This is a genomic window from Janthinobacterium agaricidamnosum, assembly GCF_003667705.1.
Classification (GTDB): Bacteria; Pseudomonadota; Gammaproteobacteria; order Burkholderiales; family Burkholderiaceae_D; genus Janthinobacterium.
In genome coordinates, this window is record NZ_CP033019.1 from 989,668 (window position 1) to 1,006,871 (window position 17,204).

Annotated in this window: 22 protein-coding genes; 13 read left to right on the plus strand and 9 right to left on the minus strand. The window is 63.2% G+C overall.

The annotated features are described in order from the left end of the window. Positions 1 to 3: 3 nt before the first annotated feature. Complete coding sequence (locus tag D9M09_RS04415) at positions 4 to 315, plus strand: MerR family transcriptional regulator (protein ID WP_070221814.1); 312 nt, start codon at positions 4 to 6, stop codon at positions 313 to 315. A gap of 7 nt (positions 316 to 322) precedes the next feature. Here the strand turns inward: D9M09_RS04415 and D9M09_RS04420 are convergent, their stop codons facing one another. Both D9M09_RS04420 and D9M09_RS04425 read right to left on the minus strand, forming a co-directional pair. Beyond that, positions 323 to 550 (minus strand): hypothetical protein, encoded by a 228-nt coding sequence (locus D9M09_RS04420; protein WP_121668669.1) that lies wholly within the window; start codon positions 548 to 550, stop codon positions 323 to 325. A gap of 143 nt (positions 551 to 693) precedes the next feature. Further along, positions 694 to 1,608 (minus strand): LysR family transcriptional regulator, encoded by a 915-nt coding sequence (locus D9M09_RS04425; RefSeq protein ID WP_121668670.1) that lies wholly within the window; start codon positions 1,606 to 1,608, stop codon positions 694 to 696. A gap of 134 nt (positions 1,609 to 1,742) precedes the next feature. Between D9M09_RS04425 and D9M09_RS04430 the strand changes: the two genes are divergently transcribed. Then, positions 1,743 to 2,348: an FMN-dependent NADH-azoreductase gene (locus tag D9M09_RS04430; protein WP_121668671.1), complete on the plus strand. Its 606-nt coding sequence runs from the start codon at positions 1,743 to 1,745 to the stop codon at positions 2,346 to 2,348. Between the two features lie 113 nt (positions 2,349 to 2,461). Next, entirely contained in the window at positions 2,462 to 3,016 is a 555-nt protein-coding gene (locus tag D9M09_RS04435) for a nuclear transport factor 2 family protein (protein WP_121668672.1), read from the plus strand. Positions 3,017 to 3,033: 17 nt separating this feature from the next. Here D9M09_RS04435 and D9M09_RS04440 read toward each other — a convergent pair whose 3' ends face one another. Continuing rightward, positions 3,034 to 3,333, minus strand: a complete 300-nt coding sequence (locus D9M09_RS04440; protein ID WP_070221809.1) for a hypothetical protein — start codon at positions 3,331 to 3,333, stop codon at positions 3,034 to 3,036. Between the two features lie 137 nt (positions 3,334 to 3,470). Between D9M09_RS04440 and D9M09_RS04445 the strand changes: the two genes are divergently transcribed. After that, complete coding sequence (locus tag D9M09_RS04445) at positions 3,471 to 3,725, plus strand: hypothetical protein (protein ID WP_070221808.1); 255 nt, start codon at positions 3,471 to 3,473, stop codon at positions 3,723 to 3,725. Here D9M09_RS04445 and D9M09_RS04450 read toward each other — a convergent pair. Next, entirely contained in the window at positions 3,707 to 3,946 is a 240-nt protein-coding gene (locus D9M09_RS04450) for a TIGR02450 family Trp-rich protein (protein ID WP_070221807.1), read from the minus strand. The genes D9M09_RS04445 and D9M09_RS04450 overlap by 19 nt on opposite strands. Before the next feature lie 72 nt (positions 3,947 to 4,018). Here D9M09_RS04450 and D9M09_RS04455 point away from each other — a divergent pair, with 72 nt between their 5' ends. After that, a complete protein-coding gene (locus tag D9M09_RS04455) occupies positions 4,019 to 4,882 on the plus strand; it encodes a cysteine hydrolase (RefSeq protein ID WP_121668673.1) in 864 nt (287 codons plus the stop codon). A gap of 79 nt (positions 4,883 to 4,961) precedes the next feature. Then, on the plus strand, positions 4,962 to 6,152 hold the full coding sequence (pncB, locus tag D9M09_RS04460; protein ID WP_070221805.1) for a nicotinate phosphoribosyltransferase: 1,191 nt from the start codon (positions 4,962 to 4,964) through the stop codon (positions 6,150 to 6,152). Positions 6,153 to 6,333: 181 nt separating this feature from the next. Here pncB and D9M09_RS04465 read toward each other — a convergent pair whose 3' ends face one another. Beyond that, entirely contained in the window at positions 6,334 to 6,633 is a 300-nt protein-coding gene (locus tag D9M09_RS04465) for an antibiotic biosynthesis monooxygenase family protein (RefSeq protein WP_070221804.1), read from the minus strand. 66 nt (positions 6,634 to 6,699) lie between these two features. Continuing rightward, on the minus strand, positions 6,700 to 7,134 hold the full coding sequence (locus tag D9M09_RS04470) for a hypothetical protein (RefSeq protein ID WP_121668674.1): 435 nt from the start codon (positions 7,132 to 7,134) through the stop codon (positions 6,700 to 6,702). Positions 7,135 to 7,305: 171 nt separating this feature from the next. Here D9M09_RS04470 and D9M09_RS04475 point away from each other — a divergent pair, with 171 nt between their 5' ends. The 4 genes from D9M09_RS04475 to D9M09_RS04490 all read left to right on the plus strand — a co-directional run bounded on the left by D9M09_RS04475 (position 7,306) and on the right by D9M09_RS04490 (position 10,747). Then, positions 7,306 to 7,887: a DJ-1/PfpI family protein gene (locus tag D9M09_RS04475; RefSeq protein ID WP_121668675.1), complete on the plus strand. Its 582-nt coding sequence runs from the start codon at positions 7,306 to 7,308 to the stop codon at positions 7,885 to 7,887. Positions 7,888 to 7,951: 64 nt separating this feature from the next. Continuing rightward, a complete protein-coding gene (locus D9M09_RS04480) occupies positions 7,952 to 9,184 on the plus strand; it encodes a GAF domain-containing sensor histidine kinase (protein WP_070221801.1) in 1,233 nt (410 codons plus the stop codon). A 53-nt stretch (positions 9,185 to 9,237) separates the two neighbouring features. Next, positions 9,238 to 9,885 (plus strand): response regulator, encoded by a 648-nt coding sequence (locus D9M09_RS04485; protein ID WP_175444754.1) that lies wholly within the window; start codon positions 9,238 to 9,240, stop codon positions 9,883 to 9,885. Positions 9,886 to 10,051: 166 nt separating this feature from the next. Next, on the plus strand, positions 10,052 to 10,747 hold the full coding sequence (locus D9M09_RS04490) for a Crp/Fnr family transcriptional regulator (protein WP_070221800.1): 696 nt from the start codon (positions 10,052 to 10,054) through the stop codon (positions 10,745 to 10,747). On the opposite strand, the gene D9M09_RS04495 is transcribed toward D9M09_RS04490, so the two are convergent. Next, positions 10,744 to 11,934 (minus strand): MFS transporter, encoded by a 1,191-nt coding sequence (locus tag D9M09_RS04495; protein WP_121668676.1) that lies wholly within the window; start codon positions 11,932 to 11,934, stop codon positions 10,744 to 10,746. The genes D9M09_RS04490 and D9M09_RS04495 overlap by 4 nt on opposite strands. 91 nt (positions 11,935 to 12,025) lie before the next feature. Here D9M09_RS04495 and D9M09_RS04500 point away from each other — a divergent pair, with 91 nt between their 5' ends. Continuing rightward, entirely contained in the window at positions 12,026 to 12,478 is a 453-nt protein-coding gene (locus tag D9M09_RS04500; protein ID WP_121668677.1) for a winged helix-turn-helix transcriptional regulator, read from the plus strand. Continuing rightward, positions 12,475 to 13,698: a D-amino acid dehydrogenase gene (locus D9M09_RS04505; RefSeq protein WP_121668678.1), complete on the plus strand. Its 1,224-nt coding sequence runs from the start codon at positions 12,475 to 12,477 to the stop codon at positions 13,696 to 13,698. The genes D9M09_RS04500 and D9M09_RS04505 overlap by 4 nt, the downstream gene beginning before the upstream one ends. Here D9M09_RS04505 and D9M09_RS04510 read toward each other — a convergent pair. Together D9M09_RS04510 and D9M09_RS04515 are read right to left on the minus strand one after the other, a co-directional pair. Further along, positions 13,673 to 14,752, minus strand: a complete 1,080-nt coding sequence (locus D9M09_RS04510) for a hypothetical protein (RefSeq protein ID WP_121668679.1) — start codon at positions 14,750 to 14,752, stop codon at positions 13,673 to 13,675. The two genes, D9M09_RS04505 and D9M09_RS04510, sit on opposite strands and share 26 nt — an antisense overlap. Positions 14,753 to 14,821: 69 nt before the next feature. After that, positions 14,822 to 15,853, minus strand: a complete 1,032-nt coding sequence (locus D9M09_RS04515) for a MerR family transcriptional regulator (RefSeq protein ID WP_121668680.1) — start codon at positions 15,851 to 15,853, stop codon at positions 14,822 to 14,824. A gap of 339 nt (positions 15,854 to 16,192) precedes the next feature. On the opposite strand from D9M09_RS04515, the gene D9M09_RS04520 reads away from it, so the two are divergent. Next, positions 16,193 to 17,203 (plus strand): zinc-binding alcohol dehydrogenase family protein, encoded by a 1,011-nt coding sequence (locus D9M09_RS04520; protein WP_121670965.1) that lies wholly within the window; start codon positions 16,193 to 16,195, stop codon positions 17,201 to 17,203. Position 17,204 lies beyond the last annotated feature (1 nt).

A 17,204-nucleotide genomic window follows, 5' to 3' on the forward strand; every position in this document is an offset into this window, starting at 1 on the left:
ATCATGACAAACAAGGTAATTGGCGAATTGCTCGAAGATCGTGCCCTGAGCCTGGAAGAACTGGCGCGCGCCTGCGCGGTGGAACCGGACTGGGTGGTGCAGCATGTGCAGACGGGCGTGCTGCTTCGGGACGGCCCGCCGGCGGGCCAGCTGACGGCCTGGCGCTTCACCAGCCTGGACCTGGTGCGCGCGCGCCGCCTGCACGAAATCGAATCCGTGTTCGACGCGAACGCGGACCTGGCCGCGCTGGTGGTCGATCTATCGGAAGAAGTGGCGCGCCTGCGCCGCCGCCTGCACGTGCTGGGCGTCGAGTAGCTTTTATTTACTCAGGCTCGCCGTGCCGCTGCACGGTGATCCTGCCGATATAAAACTTCCCATCGACGACGACCCGGTGCGGGATGCCGGCCACGTCGAAGCCGGGACCGCCGTCTTCCATCCACTCCTGCGCCAGCGAGTCGAACTGCTGCGGCGTCATGCGCAGCATCTGCGCCGTGATGACGAAGCGCGCGCCTGGTTTTTGCTTGTTGACGAAGTCGTCGATACCGGCCATGTGAATCTCTTCAAGGTTGTGTCTGAAATCGGGGTCAGACCCCCGGACACGTTGGCACTGAGCTTTGCGTTGGCGGTGTTGAGGGTCTGACCCCAGTAGTTGTTTAGGGCTTGCCCCCGCATGATACCCGTCCGCGCGTTCTTCTAGAAGCCCTGCACCAGCAGCGGCAACTGCTCCGCAAACCGCTCCGTCAGCCACTTGCCCGCCTGGCCCGGCGGCGTGTCGGCGCGCTGGATCAGGTAAATCGGATAATTCTCGCCATTGTCGACGGCCAGCGGCAGGTGCACCAGCCGTCCTTCCGTCAAATCCTCGCGCACCATCGCTTCGGGCATGTTGCCCCAGCCCAGGCCGGCGCGCAGCAGCGCGTGTTTTGACCCCAGGTCGCCCAGGCGCCAGTTGCGCAATCCCAGCACGCCGAAATCCTGGCCCTCCGTCAGCACGCTGCGGTCGCTGAGCACCAGCTGCACGTGTTCGCGCGCTACGCCGGAAGGAATCGGGCCGGCCAGCTGCGCCAGCGCGTGGCTGGGCGCAGCCACGGGAATCAGACGCACGTGGCCGACGGCCAGGCGCTCGAAGACGCTGGCCGTGGCCGTCATCCAGCCGCCGAGGCCGATGTGGCAGCTGCCATCCATCACCAGCTGCGCCACGGCGCCCATGGCTTCGATGCGCAGGCGCAGGGCGACGGTAGGGAACTGTGCCTGGAACGCCTCGAGCACGCGCACCAGCACGCAGGTGGGGAACATCACGTCGACCACCACCGACACTTCCGCCTCCAGCCCGCCGGCCAGCGCCTTGGCGCGCGCGCGCATGCCGTCGACCTTCAGGGCCACGGCGCGCGCGTCGGCCAGCAGGGCCTTGCCCGCATCCGTCAGCGTGGGCTTGCGCTTGCCGCGGTCGAGCAGCACCACATTCAGTTGTTCTTCCAGGTTGGCGATGGTGTAGCTGATCACCGACTGCGTGCGGTGCAGCTGGCGCGCCGCGTGGGCGAAACCGCCCGCGTCGATGACGGCGACGAACACGCGCAACTGGTCGAGCGAAGGCTGGCCCGGTTCTCTCATGATGATTCCCTATCTAAAAATTCGATGCTAATCATTTATATTTACATGGTTTTCTCGATGGTAGACCTGAACTATGCTGTATGCAAGGGCTGCGATGCGGCCCATCCCGTCACCCGTTTTCCCAGGAGCACTTCATGAGCAAGGTCTTGTACATCAATAGCAGCGTGCGCAACAGCGGTTCCCTATCGCGTCAATTGTCCGGCGAATTCGTCGCGAAATTGGCCGCGCAAGGCGCCAGTGTCGTCGAGCGCGACCTGTCCGCGCAACCGGTGCCGCACCTGACGGAAGAGGTGATGGGCGCCTTCTTCACGCCGGCTGACCAGCGCAGCGCCCAGGCGGCAGCGGCCGTGCAGTTGTCCGATACCCTGGTCGACGAATTGCTGGTCGCCGACGTGCTGGTGCTGGCCGCCCCCATGTACAATTTTTCCGTGCCGTCGACCCTGAAGGCGTGGATCGATCACGTGGCGCGCGCGGGCCGCACTTTCCAGTACACGGCAACGGGCCCCGTCGGCCTGGCCACGGGCAAGAAAGCATATATTTTTACGGCCAGCGGCGGCGTCTACAGCGAAGGCCCGGGCGCCGCGTATGACTACCTGAGCACCTATCTGCGCACGGCGCTGGGCTTCATCGGCATCACCGACATCGAGTTCGTGCAAGCGGAAGGCGTGGCCATGGGCGAGGATGCCGTCGCCAGCGCGATCGCCAAGGGCCGCGCCTCGATCGCAGCGCTGGCTGCCTGAGTCTACTCCGCCGTAGTTCCAAAGAGGGATTGCCAATCTGCCATGGTTGACATAAGCTTGCCGGCGGCACGCCCCGTGCCAGGCCGGCGAGCCGTTCGCCATGAAAGTCCCTCATGCACAAGTTGGCAAGCGCAATACTGTTCGGCTGTTCCCTGTTTTCGGCAGGCATGGCGCTGGCGCAGACCGCGCCCGCCGCACCGCCTGCGCCGCCCCACGTGGGCCGCCACGCCGCCACGCACGAGGATCTCCGCGCCATCGAGCAAGTCGTCGCCGACTTCCAGGCGGCCCTGATCGCCAAGGATGTCAGGCTGCTGTCGTCGCTGATGTTGCACACGAATATCCTGTTCGCCTCGCCGGCCGACGATGCTTTCATCAAGAACATGCGCGACACGACGGACGTCCACTTCGACGGCGTCGGGGCGGGTGGCTACGCCGCTTTCGCCAACTTCATCAAGCGCGAACCGCAGCGCACGGAAGAAAAATTCTACAACGTCAAGATCACCCAGGACCGCCATGTGGCGTGGGTCAACTTCGACTACGAATTCCTCGTCGGCGGCAAATTGTCGAACTATGGCGCGGAAGCGTGGCAGATGGTCAAGCGCGACGGCGACTGGAAAATCCTCAGCGTCGTCTGGTCCATGCATCCCGCCGCCGAGGCAGGAAAATAGCCGCCCGCCATGCCGCGTCAGTCGCGCGGCAGCGCGCGGATTTCCACCGTGCCCCCTGCGTTCAGTACGGGGTTTCCGATCAACAATTTTTTTGCATCGTCTATACTTTCAGCTTGCACACGTAGATAGCCTGACAAGTGTGGCGTGACCGCTCTGGCCTGGCCTGAGCGGTGCACGCAGATGCCGGGCCCGATGGAGCTGCCACCGCAGAAGCGGCCACTGGCCCTGAGCATGGCAAAGTAGTCTTCCCAGGCGGACGTGGCGACGTCCATCGGTGTTTCCGTGTCGTCATGCATGAAGATGATGTAGTCATTCATCCTTTTTCTCCTGTGCCGCGTGATAAAAAGAGAGCTGAATTGAGTATCCTGAGCAATCGCGAGCGCATGGTTTTACCCTCACCGCGTCAGTCCGTAGAGACAAGCTGTCCGGCCATGTCATTTTTGGAGCGCACATCGTGCCGATAAAGTATGTTGATTTTTATGAGGTGAATTACACGGCAGAGCGCTTGCGGGGCTGCAAGCTATGGGGCGCGTACGTCGCCATCTATGCCCCTTCGCCCAACCCCATGCACCGGGTGAACCTGGTGAAAAAGCGCCGGGTGTCGGCCGACCATCAGTTTACAACGGAAGCCGATGCCATGGCGGAAGCGGGCGAGGCGGCCGTCAAACTGGTCGAGCGGCGCCAGCGCCGCTATGTCTTCCACCCCTGATGCCACTGCGCGGTATCCTGCAGCGCGCGCCAGGGCAGGATGTGCACGCGGCCCGAATGCACGGCTTCCAGTTCCACGTGCGTGGCCGGTTCATCCGGCGTGGCCGGGGCGCACAGCTTGATGACGAGAAAATGTTTTTCCTTGTTGACGGGCGTGACGGCGGTCCATTTGCTGTTGAGTAACTTGTTCGGGCGCAAGTTATTGCGATTGACAAGGTGCATGGCGGTCTCCGGATTGGCGTGATGGCGATGTTGCCATTATCATGCAACTTCCTGCCACGCACGAGGACCGCCATGAAACGCCAGCTGCACTTGCTCGTCATCGACCCGCAAAACGATTTTTGCGACTTGCCCGCTACCTGGCTGCCGCCCGATGCGGCACCGGCCTTGGCCGTGCCCGGCGCCCACGCCGACATGCTGCGCGTAGCGCAGCTGATCCGCGAAGGGGGCGGCGGCTTGACGCAGATCAGCGTAACGCTTGACGCCCACCACCGCTACGACATCGCCCACCCCGCCTTCTGGCGCACGGGCGATGGCGGCGCCGTGCCGCCGTTTACGCAGATCAGCGCCCAGCAAGTGCGCGACCGCCTGTTCTTGCCCGCCGCCAGCGGCGCCTTGCCGCGCGCGCTGGCTTACCTCGATGCCTTGCAGCAGGCGGGACGCTACCAGCTGATGGTGTGGCCCGTGCACTGCGAGATCGGCAGCTGGGGCCAGAATATCCACGCGGCCGCGCGCGCCGCCTACAACGCCTGGGAAGTGGCCAACTTGCAAGTGGTGGCCAAGCTGAGCAAGGGTTCCAATCCGTGGACCGAGCATTACTCGGCCGTCATGGCGGAAGTGCCCGATGCGCAGGATGCAGCCACCCAGCTCAACCGTGCATTCCTCGACACCTTGCTGCCGGCGCAGCAACTCTACATCTGCGGCGAAGCGGGCAGCCATTGTGTCAAAGCCAGCACCGAGCACATCGCCGATTACCTGGAAGCGCAGCAAGGCAAGGGGGCCCTGTCGCGCCTGGTCTTGCTGACGGACTGCATGAGCCCCGTCACGGGCTTTGCCGCGCAGCAGCGCGACTTCCTTGCCGCCATGCATGAGCGCGGCGCGCGGCTGGCCACATCCACCGAGGTCGTGCCTGAATTGCTGGCCAACGCAGGCGATTGATGCTTTCCTGCAAGCGAACCCTGCTGAAATGCTTGCGGTGGCGTACTATTCTGGCTTCAGGAAGTTGGAGAAAACACACATGACCCCGATAGTGCGCAGTTTGCTGGAAACCGATCTGTATAAATTTACAATGTGGCAAGCCTTGCTGCACGGTCATCCGAATACCCATACCGAATACGAATTTGTCTGCCGCAACGCCACTGCCTTTCCCCTGGCCGAACTGAAGGGCGAGCTGGAAGAACAGCTCGACCACCTGTGTTCGATGTCGTTTGCCGACGACGAGCTGGCCTATTTGCGCACCTTGCGTTTCATGAAGAGCGATTTCGTCGATTTTTTGACGGTGTTCCGCTTCCAGAGAAAATTCATCGACGTCAGCACGGACGGCGACACCCTGATCGTGCATGCGGCCGGGCCGCAGGTGCACGTGATGGGTTTCGAGATTTTCGTACTGTACATCATCAACGAACTGTATTTCCGCCGCTTCGACCTCGATGCGGCCATGCGCGAAGGGCGCCACCGCCTGGGCTTGAAAGTGGCGGCCGTCAAGGAATTCGGCAAGCTGCCGCGGCGCAAGCATCCGTTTGAATTTTCCGATTTCGGCGTGCGCCGGCGTTTTTCCGGTGCCTGGCATGACGAGGTGGTGCAACGGCTGGCGCGCGAAGTGCCCGAATACTTCAAGGGCACGTCGAATGTCTACCTGGCGAAAAAGCTCGGCATCGTGCCGATCGGCACCATGGCGCATGAATACATGCAGTCGTTCCAGTCCTTCGGCGTGCGCCTGCGCGACTTTCAAAAGGCGGCCTTGGAAGACTGGGTGCAGGAATACCGCGGCGACCTGGGCATCGCCCTGACGGACGTGGTCGGCATGGATGCCTTTTTGGCCGACTTCGACCTGTATTTCGCCAAGCTGTTCGACGGCTTGCGCCACGATTCGGGCGACCCCGTCGAGTGGGGCGAGAAGGCGCTGGCCCACTATGCGGCCCTGCGCATCGACGCCAACACCAAGCGCCTCGTGTTTTCCGACGGCCTGGACCTGGACAAGGCGTTTGCCCTGTACCAGCACTTCGCCGACCGCATCATGACGGGCTTTGGCATCGGCACCAATCTCACCAACGACGTCGGTTTGACGCCGCTCAACATCGTCATGAAACTGGTGCGCTGCAATGGCCAGTCCGTGGCGAAATTGTCGGATTCACCGGGCAAGACCCTGTGCAAGGATGAAACCTTCCTCGCGTATCTGCGGCAGGTGTTCCATCATCCTGCCGTCTAAGCTGCGCCCAGCCGCCTATGCGTGGCGTAGGTCGGATTAGCGGGGCCGCCGAGGCGTGGCAAAGCCGCGCGTAATCGAACAATTGCGCGGACAACTGCGCGGACAACTGCGCGGCCAAGTCCGCCGACAAACTCGCCGACAAGCTGGGCGGGCAGACGGCGTGCCGTGTGCAACCCCCGGCTTAAAACCCCGTCACCACCGTGTTCATGTGCTCGACCTGGGGCGGGGCGGCAAAGAATTCGCCCACCAGGCCGCGCCAGGCCTGGAAGTCGTCGCTGCCGCGGAAATGCACGGTATGGTCTTCCAGGGTCGTCCAGCCGACCACCAGGCGGTAGGCGTCGCCGTTTTCGATCGAGCGCTCCAGGCGCATCGATTCGCAGCCGCGCGCGCGCTGGAACAGGGGGACGGCTTTCGCTACAGCCGCTTCGAAGGCTTCATGCGTGGCCGATTTGATCTGGATGTGGGCAATTTCAAAAATCATGGCAATTTCCGCTATGGAATGAAGGAACGGTGATCTTGCCATAATTTCGCCGTGCAGGGGAGGGCGTCAGCCCGCCAGCGCCGGTGTGCCTGCATCGGCGCGCCGGCTGCCCGCGTGGCTGGCCGTGCGCTGTTCGATGTCGCAGCCATTGCATGCCTGCACGATGGCGTGCGCGCGTTCCTGCTCCTGCGGATCGCGGACGGCGACAATGAGGCGCACCATGCCGCGAAACGCCGTCTTGCCGTAGTTACGCCGGTACATATGGTTGTCGCCGCCGAACAGGGCGTTGATCGCGCGTTCCAGCCGGCTGGTCATGGTGTCGCGGTTGCCGACCGTAAAATTGCCCTGCACGGGGCCGGCCTCGTCGTCGCCCGCGTCCAGTTGCACGGCGTGAGGAGGAAAGCCTTCGGCCAGCAAGCGGATGCGGGCGCGCTCCGCATCGGGGAAATGGTCGAAGATACGTATCAGCGTGCTGTCGCCGCTGTTTGTGCTGCTGTCCATGGCCCGGCCTTTCAAGGAGGTGTACCTGATTTGACCGGCGAGCCTGTAAAAAATTCTGCCTCAGCCTGTAAAATCCTCGATCAAGGCGCAAAAGTTTGATAAATATCCAGTATGGCTACCAAGTCGCGCTAAGATACGTCTTGCGGAATCAATCTTTCATAGGAGAACTAAATGGCAGCGAAGAAAATTCTGTTTTTGACCGGCGATTTTGCAGAAGATTATGAAACGATGGTGCCGTTCCAGGCCCTGCTGATGCTCGGCCATGCCGTGCACGCCGTCTGTCCCGGCAAGAAGAGCGGCGAGACGATCAAGACGGCCATCCACGATTTCGAGGGCGACCAGACCTACACGGAAAAACCGGGCCACCTGTTCACCTTGAACGCCAGCTTCGACGAGATCGACCCGGCCCACTACGACGCCGTGATGATCGCCGGCGGCCGCGCGCCCGAATATCTGCGCCTGAACGAGAAAGTCATCGCCGCCGTGCGCCATTTTGCCGAGGCGGGCAAGCCCGTCGCGGCCGTCTGCCACGGCGCGCAATTGCTGGCCGCCGCCGACGTCATCCGCGGCAAGCGCATTTCCGCCTATCCCGCCTGCGCGCCGGAAGTGACACTGGCGGGCGGTACGTATGCCGACATCGCCGTCACGGACGCCGTCACCGATGGCCAGTTCGTCACGGCGCCCGCCTGGCCCGCGCATCCGGCCTGGCTGGCGCAGTTCGTCAAGCTGCTCGGTACCGAGATCCATTTGTAACCTTCACCAGTCCGGCAGGCCGCAGCGCTTGCCGGGCGCACCACTTTTCAGATTCGAGTTTTTCATGCATGCGCCGCGCAGTCAACCTTCCCGCAAACAACTTCCAGCGTCGCGCTGGCGCCAGCGCCGCCTGGCGCAAGCCGCATCGGGCCTGAGCGCCGCGCAGGAGCGCCAGCTGGCCACCCTGCATGACATTTCCACCTTGCTGGCGGGACAGCACGCCATCGATGCGCTGTGCCGCGGCTTCCTGCGCCACGTGATGCAGTTCGCGCAAGCCGAAGGCGGTACCGTGCGCATCCTCGATCCGCAGCACGATACCGTGCATATCATCGTGCACGAAGGCATTTCCGACGCGATGGTGGAAGAGGAACATTGCATCCGCAACAACGATTGCCTGTGTGGCGCAGCCGTGGCGCAGGGCGTGATCCAGATCCGCGATTTCCGCCAGGTCGAAGCGCTGCAGCGCTACCGTTGCCAGGACGAAGGCTTTATCGCCATCGCCGTCTTTCCCATCCTCGCGCGCGACCAGGTGGTGGGCAGCTTTTCGCTGCACTTTGCGCAGCCACAAGCCGTGCAGGCGCAGCAGCAGGGCTGGCTGGAGACGCTGGGCCAGAGCCTGGGCATCGCCATCGAAAACCAGCGCCTGATCGCGCGCGAAAAGGAATTTGCCGTGGCGCGCGAACGCAGCCTGCTGGCCGAGGGCTTGCATGACAGTATCGCGCAAAGCCTGAACTTCATCAGCCTGCAAGTGCAGATGCTCGACGATTCCGTGCGCCGGGGCCAGCTCGACGAGGCGGCCGAAGTGTTGCCGCTGATGCGCATGGGCGTCGAACAAAGCTACCAGGACGTGCGTGAATTGCTCGTCAATTTCCGCACGCGCTGGCATGGCAGCGACCTCGAAAGCAAACTCAGCGAAGTGCTGGCCAAGTTCGAGCTGCAGACGGGTGTCGCCGGCACCCTGGAGATGAGCGGCAATGGCGCGCCGCTGGCGCCCGAGCAGCAGTTGCAGATCCTGTTCATCGTGCAGGAAGCGCTGTCGAATATCCGCAAGCACGCGCAGGCGAGCAATGTGGCGCTGCGCGTGGAAAACGGGCGCGATTTTGCGCTGCAGGTGCGCGACGATGGCGAAGGCTTTGCCGCCAACCTGCGCGACAAGAAAACGGAATTGCAGATCGGCTTGCGTATCATGCAGGAACGGGCCGAGCGGCTCGGTGCGCAATTTGCCATCGACAGCACGCCCGGCGGCGGCACGACGATCTCGCTGGCCTTGCCGGCGGCGCGGCGCCAGGCCGCGTAACAGATGATTCCGAATCTATTCCCGCTATTTATCAGGCTAAAGAAACAAACATAGTGAACGCACCAATCAAAATCCTGCTGGTCGACGACCACACCTTGCTGCGCAGCGGCGTCAAGCTGCTGCTGCAGCGCAATCCTCAATTCCAGGTGGTGGGCGAGGCATCGAACGGGCTCGACGGCGTGCGCCTGACGGCCGAACTGCGGCCCGACGTGGTGCTGATGGACTTGAACATGCCCGGCGTAACAGGCGTCGAGGCGCTGCAGCTGATCTTGCAGGACATGCCGCAGATGGTCGTGCTGATGCTGACCGTGTCGGAAAACGCGGCCGACCTGGGCGCGGCCCTGCGCGCAGGCGCACGCGGCTACTTGCTGAAAAATATAGAAGCCGAGCAGCTGGGCCAGGCCATTTGCCGCGCCGCCGCCGGCGAATCCGTGATTGCCGACGCCATGACGGCCAAGCTCGTGTCGCAGTTCCGCGCGGGGCAGAACGCGCCCCAGGCCGACTACGACAAATTGACGCCGCGCGAACGCGAAGCCATGGCCTGCCTGGCGCAAGGGCTGAGCAACAAGGAAATCGCGCGCCAGCTGGACGTGGCCGAAAGCACGGTGAAAATCCACGTGCAAAACATCCTCAAAAAGCTTAAGCTCAGCAGCCGCGTGCAGATCGCCGTGTATGCGGTCGAGCGCGAACTCGGTAAATAAAGATCAAGCAAAGCGCAAATACCGTGCCAAAAAGCCACAAGGAATGCGCGATTGTTTGATCTGCATGGCGTTCCGGCCTAGACAACCCTAGTTCCTTTGACGTATGGCCTTGACCGTGCCTGCGCATTACACTCTTAGTCATTCGCTAATCTAATAAGAGAGTGTCATGCATAAGGTCAACGTCGATGGCTTGCTATCGAGCCAGGCTCTGTTCCGCCATATTTCCCCTTCGCAATTAGAGCAATTGCGCCAGGATGTCGTGCGTGTCGAAGTGGAAAAAGGCAAAGTGTTGTTCCGCAAGGGCGAAGTGGCGGAAGGCGCCTACGTGGTGGTCTTCGGCCTCGTCAAGCTCAGCGTGTTTTCCATGGAAGGGACGGACAAGGTCCTGGAACTGATCCGTCCGGGTCAGAGCTTCGGCGAAGCCATGATTTTCCTCGATGAACCATACCCGTTCTGCGCCGAAGCGCTCGAACATTGTCTGCTGCTGCGCATCCCGCCGCATGCGCTGCTGCGCCTGCTGGACCAGTCGCCCCGCATCGCGCGCCAGATGATGAACAGCCTGTCGCATCACCTGATGGGCTTCATTCGCAACGTGGAACGCTGCTCCGTGCAGAACGCCACCCAGCGCGTGGTCGAGTATCTGTTGCAGGCATCGGACCAGCAGCGTTCGAACGAAGTCAAGCTGGACCTGAAGAAAAGCTTATTGGCATCGTTTTTGAACCTGGCGCCCGCCACCCTGTCGCGCGTGCTGCACCAGCTGACGGACTTGCACCTGATTAAAGTCAGCGGTTCGCTGATCCAGATCCAGCCCGATGCACTGAAGACGTATCGCCACGGTTCCGCCGCGGCCATGCTGAACTAAGCTTTTTCAGCAGGCAAGGTCAGCCGCCAGAACAGCAGGGCGAGCAAGCTGACCGCCGCGCCCAGCGCGCATACCCCATGCCAGCCCGCCAGCGCATACACGCTGGTGGCGGCAATCGCACCGAGTCCGCTTCCCACCGCATAAAACAGCATGTAGCACGCCACCAGGCGGCTGTGCGCGTCGCTGTCCTGCTTGAAAATCAGGCTCTGGTTCGTCACGTGGATGGCCTGGCCCGCCAGGTCCAGCGCGATGATGCCGACGATCAAGGGCCACAGGGCCGCGCCGGCAAAACTGAGCGGCAGCCATGCGGCCAGCAGCAACAGCAGGGCCGCGCCCGTCGTCCACTGCGCGCGGCCATTGTCGGCCAGCGCCCCCGCACGCGCCGCGCCCAGCGCACCGATCACGCCCACTAACCCGAAGGCGCCGATGGCCGCATGGCCATAGCCTTGCGCCGTCAATGGCAGCACCAGCGCGCTCCAGAAGATATTGAAGACGGCAAACATCAGCAGGGCCAGCATGCCGCGCACGCGCAGCACCTTGTTGTGCAACAGCATGTCCGCCATGGAGGCGAGCAGGGCGCCGTAGGCCAGCTTTTGATCGGATGGCTGCGCCGGCGGCAGCTTGCGCCACAGCAGCAACAGCAGGGCGCAGGCGATGGCTGCGGAAACAAAATACACGGCGCGCCAGTCGGCCAGGTCCGCCACCACGCCGGACAGGGTGCGCGCCAGCAGCAAGCCGATCACCACGCCGCCCTGCGCCATGCCGACGACCTTGCCCCGCTCATGGCTGGCCGCCGCGCTGGCCGCATAGGCGATCAAGCCTTGCGTCATGGCCGTGCCCAGCAAGCCCACCAGCAGCATGCCGCCCAGCAAGGCTGCCGTGGAACGGGCGCAGCCCAGCGCCGCCAGCGAGACGGCAAGCAAGCCCAGCTGGAACAGGGTCAGGCGGCGCCGGTTCAGCATGTCGCCCAAGGGAACCAGCAGCAGCAGGGCCAGCGCGCAGCCGAGCTGCGTGGCCGTGATGACCATGCCGCTGGCGGCTTCCGTCATGCCGAACTCGTGCGCCAGGGTGGCGAGCAAAGGCTGGGCGTAATACACATTGGCCACGCTGAGGCCTGCCGCACAGGCAAACAGCCAGACGAGAGGGGAAGGAAGTGCTGCCGTGATGGGGGTGGTCGTGTCGCGCATGGGCTTGCCTATAAGTGGTTGCAAATTAAAACTAGTTGGAGTCTACGGTGATTAGTTTTAAAATGCAACCACTCAATCAAGGAGAGACTCCGTGGCCAAGCGCAAGAGCCTGAAAACCGACCCCTGTCCCGTGGCGCGCGCGCTCGACGCGATCGGCGAACGCTGGTCGCTCTTGATCGTGCGCGACGCCTTCGACGGCATGCGCCGGTTCGGGGAGTTCCAGAAAAGCCTGGGCGTGGCAAAGAACATCCTGGCCGACCGCCTGCATACCCTGGTGGAAGAGGGCATCTTTACGGTCGCGCCCGCCTCGGACGGCACGGCCTACCAGGAATATGTGCTCACACCCAAGGGGCTGGCCCTGTTTCCCGTCGTCGTCGGCTTGCGCCAGTGGAGCGAGGCGCAATTGTTCGACCCTGGCGAGGCCCATTCCACCCTGCTGCAGCGCGGTTCAGGCTTGCCCGTGCGCCGCATCGACGTGCTGGCCGAGGATGGCCGCGTGCTGCAGGCGGGCGATACCGTCGTGCACAAGGTAGGGTCGCCATGAGCCGCACGGTGGCCGTCATCGGCGGCGGTATCACGGGCGTCACCACGGCGTACGCGCTGGCGAAACGGGGCGTCGCTGTCACCTTGATCGAGCGCCACCGCTATGCCGCCATGGAAACGTCGTATGCGAATGGCGGGCAATTGTCGGCCTCGCACGCGGAAGTGTGGAACCACAAGGCGACGATCTGGAACGCGCTGAAATGGATGACGCGGCGCGATGCGCCGCTGCTGCTCAATCCGACTCCCGGCTGGCACAAGCTGAGCTGGTTTGCGGAATTTCTCGCCGCCATGCCGGATTACGAGCGCAACACCATCGCCACGGCGCGCATGGCGATTGCCGCGCGCGCACATCTGTTTGCCTGGGCGGAAGAAGAAAAGATAGCTTTCGATCACCGCCGCGCCGGCATCCTGCACGTGTACCGCGACCGGCGCGGCTTCGAGCGGGCGGCAGGCGTGTCGCGCCTGCTGGCGCAGGGCGGCTTGCAGCGGCGCGCCGTGAGCTTGCTGGAAATGCGCGCCATCGAACCTGCCTTGCACGGTGATTTTTACGGCGGTTACTACACGGACAGCGATTCCACGGGCGACATCCACAAATTCACCAGCGGCCTGGCTGAAGCCTGCGTGCGCCTGGGCGTGGCCTGCCGCTATGGTGCACAGGTCACCGCGCTGGCGCGCGAGCACGGCAAGGTGCGTGTCTCCATGGGCGAAGACAGCGCCGTGTTCGACGCCGTCGTCATCTGCGCGGGCACGGCCAGCCGCGCCATGGCGGCCATGCTGGGCGACCACGTGAATGTGTATCCGGTGAAAGGCTATTCGATTACCGTGCAGCTCGATGACGGCGCCAGCCGCGCCGCGGCGCCGTGCGTCAGCTTGCTCGACGATGCGACCAAGCTGGTCAGCAGCCGCCTGGGCGAGGACCGGCTCAGAGTGGCCGGTACGGCGGAATTCAATGGCGTTAATTACGACATCCGCGCCGACCGCATCCGCCCGCTATTGGAATGGGTCGAGCAGTGCTTTCCCGGTGTGAATACGCGCAAGGTCGTGCCGTGGGCGGGCTTGCGGCCCATGCTGCCGGCCATGCTGCCGAAAGTGGGGCCAGGCAAGGCACCGGGCGTGTATTACAACACGGGCCACGGCCACCTGGGCTGGACCCTGGCGGCCGCGACGGCGGAGATGGTGGCAGAGGCGGTCGCGCCTAGTTCTTCGGCAGCAGATCGCTGAGCGCGGCGCGGCCCTTGACGGTGAGGAAGGGGCCGACCTTGCTGTAGGGCAGTAAAAAATCGTTTTCGCAGCCGCTGCCGTTCGAGTCTTCCCAGAACGATACGCCTTCCGGCTTCAAGGACAGGTGGAAGCGGCCGTGGCCGTCGTAATCCGTGCCCTTGCATTCGGCGTCGATTGTCACACCCTTGAACAGGGCCTGGCGCAATCGGTCCGGCAATTCGGCCTTGTCGTCGCCATCGCTGGCGCTGGCGCCAAACCAGTTCCACACGTCCGTTTCCTGGCCCGTCTTCACGTCCCAGGTGCGAAACTTGATGGAGATGCCATTGGCGCCATAGCCGGCCGCCCAGCGGTAGAATTTGATCGTCACCCAGCGCGGCGACCAGTAGGTGGGCTCCGCATACACTTCGTCCTCCGTCGTGAAACCGTTGCGGCCCAGGTATTCGCGGCGCGTGGCATAGAAATCGGCCAGGTCTTTCTTGTTCTTCGCCAGCACGGCGCGCAGCTGCGCATTGATTTTTGCGATGCCGTCGCCGGGCGCCATCAGTTCCACGGTGATGGTGTCGCCCACTTGCAGGTTGCGGTATTGCTTGCCTTCGAAGGCGATGGGTTTACTGACCTTGGTGTTGGGAAAGTCTTCCAGCGCCAGGTTGTAGGCGTCGCTGGCGCAGGACGGGTGTTCGCGGTCGCCCGCCGCTTCCAGCAGGGTCAAGGCCAGGGGCAGGGTCTTGCCGCTTTTCGGATCGGTCCAGGTGCCGGCCAGTTTGCCGCCTTGCGGCGCACCCAGGCGCCACGTGCCCGTCGTGTCACCCTTGGCGTCGGACTCGCTCCAGTCGCTCTTGCCGTTCGCCATGGACAGCATGATCGGTGTCTTGTAGCGCGTGTAGTAGTAATTGCCGCTGCGGTCAGATCCTTGCGTGGGACTGGGCTGGTTGAAGCAGGCGACGATACTGGCCTTGCCCAGCGTGCCCTGCCACACCCCTTGCACGGGCGGCTCGGCCGCCATGGCGGAATTCAGGGCGGGCAGGGTCAGACATATCAACAAAAAGCGGCGCATCGGATTTTCCTGTGATTGGCGATGGCCGATTCTACATGGCCACCGCCTGGAAATGCCGCACGCCAACTTTTACGCTTGTTTTTCCTGCGCCACCACGGCCATTGCCGCGCCCAGGTATTGCACCATGGCCCCGTCGACGAAGCTGCCTTCCATCAGACGCGGTTCCTGCTGGTGCGCCTGGCGGAATTTCAGCTGCGTGGCCGGGTTCGTGCCCGCATACGAACGGAACAGGTCCAGCCACTGCCGTGCCAGCTGCAGCACGGCCGGGTCGGTGGGCGGCGTGCGCGCATCGATGGCGGCGCGCACGGCGGCGATCAGGGCCGGCCACTCGCCCGATCGCTTGCCGTAGTTGGCGAGTAAATACGCATATTCCTGTTCATCGAGGAAAGGCTTGTACAGCGCCATGCGCGAGGCGTTGAAGGCGGCGAGGATGAACTGCATCAGTTCCGCATCGATGCTGGTCGTGGCCTGCATCGATGGCTCCTGCGCATGCATGTCGTTCAGGCGCGCGAACAGGCCAGGGTGGGCGCCCGTGTCGCGCACCAGCTTGACCATCCATTCCGTGGCCAGCGCCTGTGCTCGCGCGTCGCCGGGGCCGGCGCCCGTGGCCTGCAGTGCGCGCACTCTGGCCACCAGCGCCTTCCATTCCTGTTCCACGGCCGTATCGGACAGCAGCGGCAATTGCTGCAGTTCTTCTTGGGTAAAGTATTTGTCGTACATGGTCATCAACTCCATTGTGGTAAGCCACTCGGCCAGTTCCGGCGCCTGTCCCTGCGCCAGTTGCGCCTGCAGGGTGCGGAGGCGCTCGCGCAGGGTGGAAGCTTGCGCGATCTGGCGCTCCAGCATGGCGATTTGCCGCGCCACGATGGAATGCAAAGGCAGGTCCGGGGCGGCGAGGGCATTGGCGATATCGCCCAGCGACAGCCCGAACTTGCGCAGCGCCATGATCCGGTGCAGCCGGTCCATGTCGCTGTGCTGGTACAGGCGGTAGCCGGCTTGCGTGCGCGCCGAAGGCGAGAGCAGGCCGATGCTGTCGTAGTGGTGCAGGGTGCGGATGGTCAGGCCCGTGAGCCTGGCCAGTTCACCGATTTTCAGCAGCATCGTCTTCTCCTTGTCTTCAGTGCGTGCTATCACGATGGCGCCTGACGTCACGTTAGGGTCAAGCAGGAATGTAGCAGAGGAGCCGAAAAAACCGGAAAAAGAATCCGTTGACCTTCATTTTTTTGTACGGTATATTTATAAAACCGAATGACGGCTTCAGCAAAACAAACAGGTTCGGGCCAGGCGGCATGACGGCATGATCGTTGTGCGGCGCAGCAAGACGCGCCACTGGCAGGGCTGGAAAGACAATCCGCGCAGACGGATTTTTTTCACAGTTGGTTTGTACGTTAAATATAATATGCCGCCGGCAAGATCCGGACGGCGAGAGAGACGACCATGATGAAAAGCATCGTTTGCGATACGCCCGGCAGTTTGCGCATGGAGCAGCGCCCCGTGCCCGTGCCCGCCGAGGGCGAAGTGCTGCTGCGCATACGCCGCGTCGGCATCTGCGGCACCGACATGCACATCTTCCGCGGCACCCAGCCATTCCTCAGCTATCCGCGCGTGATGGGCCATGAATTGTCCGGCCATATCCACAGCGCGCCGGCCGGCTCGCGTCTGGCCGTGGGCGACCAGGTCTACGTGATGCCCTATCTGTCTTGCGGTACTTGCGTGGCCTGCCGCCAAGGCAAGACCAACTGCTGCACCCGCATCGAAGTGCTGGGCGTGCACCGCGACGGCGGCATGACCGAATATCTGGCGCTGCCCGAGCGCTTCGTCTTCAAGACGGAAGGCATCTCGCTCGACGACGCGGCCATGATCGAATTTCTCGCCATCGGCGCGCATGCCGTCAAGCGCGGCGCGGTTGATGCGGCCAAGCGCGTGCTGGTGGTGGGCGCCGGCCCGATCGGCATGGCCGTGATGCTGTTCGCAGCGTTGAAAGGCGCCGACGTGACGGTGCTCGACGGCCGCGCCGACCGCCTGCGGTTTTGCCGCGACGCGCTGGGCATCGCCCGCACGGTGCAGCTGGGCGACGGCGACAAGGAGCAGCTGTCGGAGACCACAGGCGGCGAATTCTTCGACGTGGTGTTTGACGCCACCGGCAATATCGCCGCCATGGAGCGGGGCCTGGATTTCGTCGCCCATGGCGGCTCCTATGTGCTGGTATCGATCGTGCGCGACCGCCTGTCCTTTTCCGACCCTGAATTCCACAAGCGCGAAACGACCTTGCTGGGCAGCCGCAATGCCACCGTCGACGATTTCGAGGACGTGGTGGCGGCCATGCAGGCGGGGAAAGTACCCACCGCGCTGCTCAATACCCACCGCACCACGCTCGACGAATTTACGGGCGTGCTCGATCGCTGGATGCAGCCCGAGGCGGGTGTCATCAAGGCCATCGTCGAGGTCTGAG

Coding starts and splice junctions, on each gene's coding strand:
- D9M09_RS04470 (WP_121668674.1), bottom strand. CDS start 7,134: ATGGACAGCAGCACAAACAGCGGCGACAGCACGCTGATACGTATCTTC.
- D9M09_RS04455 (WP_121668673.1), top strand. CDS start 4,019: ATGAAACGCCAGCTGCACTTGCTCGTCATCGACCCGCAAAACGATTTT.
- D9M09_RS04465 (WP_070221804.1), bottom strand. CDS start 6,633: ATGATTTTTGAAATTGCCCACATCCAGATCAAATCGGCCACGCATGAA.
- D9M09_RS04480 (WP_070221801.1), top strand. CDS start 7,952: ATGCATGCGCCGCGCAGTCAACCTTCCCGCAAACAACTTCCAGCGTCG.
- D9M09_RS04510 (WP_121668679.1), bottom strand. CDS start 14,752: ATGCGCCGCTTTTTGTTGATATGTCTGACCCTGCCCGCCCTGAATTCC.
- D9M09_RS04425 (WP_121668670.1), bottom strand. CDS start 1,608: ATGAGAGAACCGGGCCAGCCTTCGCTCGACCAGTTGCGCGTGTTCGTC.
- D9M09_RS04505 (WP_121668678.1), top strand. CDS start 12,475: ATGAGCCGCACGGTGGCCGTCATCGGCGGCGGTATCACGGGCGTCACC.
- D9M09_RS04435 (WP_121668672.1), top strand. CDS start 2,462: ATGCACAAGTTGGCAAGCGCAATACTGTTCGGCTGTTCCCTGTTTTCG.
- D9M09_RS04490 (WP_070221800.1), top strand. CDS start 10,052: ATGCATAAGGTCAACGTCGATGGCTTGCTATCGAGCCAGGCTCTGTTC.
- pncB (WP_070221805.1), top strand. CDS start 4,962: ATGACCCCGATAGTGCGCAGTTTGCTGGAAACCGATCTGTATAAATTT.
- D9M09_RS04450 (WP_070221807.1), bottom strand. CDS start 3,946: ATGCACCTTGTCAATCGCAATAACTTGCGCCCGAACAAGTTACTCAAC.
- D9M09_RS04520 (WP_121670965.1), top strand. CDS start 16,193: ATGAAAAGCATCGTTTGCGATACGCCCGGCAGTTTGCGCATGGAGCAG.
- D9M09_RS04415 (WP_070221814.1), top strand. CDS start 4: ATGACAAACAAGGTAATTGGCGAATTGCTCGAAGATCGTGCCCTGAGC.
- D9M09_RS04515 (WP_121668680.1), bottom strand. CDS start 15,853: ATGCTGCTGAAAATCGGTGAACTGGCCAGGCTCACGGGCCTGACCATC.
- D9M09_RS04430 (WP_121668671.1), top strand. CDS start 1,743: ATGAGCAAGGTCTTGTACATCAATAGCAGCGTGCGCAACAGCGGTTCC.
- D9M09_RS04440 (WP_070221809.1), bottom strand. CDS start 3,333: ATGAATGACTACATCATCTTCATGCATGACGACACGGAAACACCGATG.
- D9M09_RS04420 (WP_121668669.1), bottom strand. CDS start 550: ATGGCCGGTATCGACGACTTCGTCAACAAGCAAAAACCAGGCGCGCGC.
- D9M09_RS04475 (WP_121668675.1), top strand. CDS start 7,306: ATGGCAGCGAAGAAAATTCTGTTTTTGACCGGCGATTTTGCAGAAGAT.
- D9M09_RS04495 (WP_121668676.1), bottom strand. CDS start 11,934: ATGCGCGACACGACCACCCCCATCACGGCAGCACTTCCTTCCCCTCTC.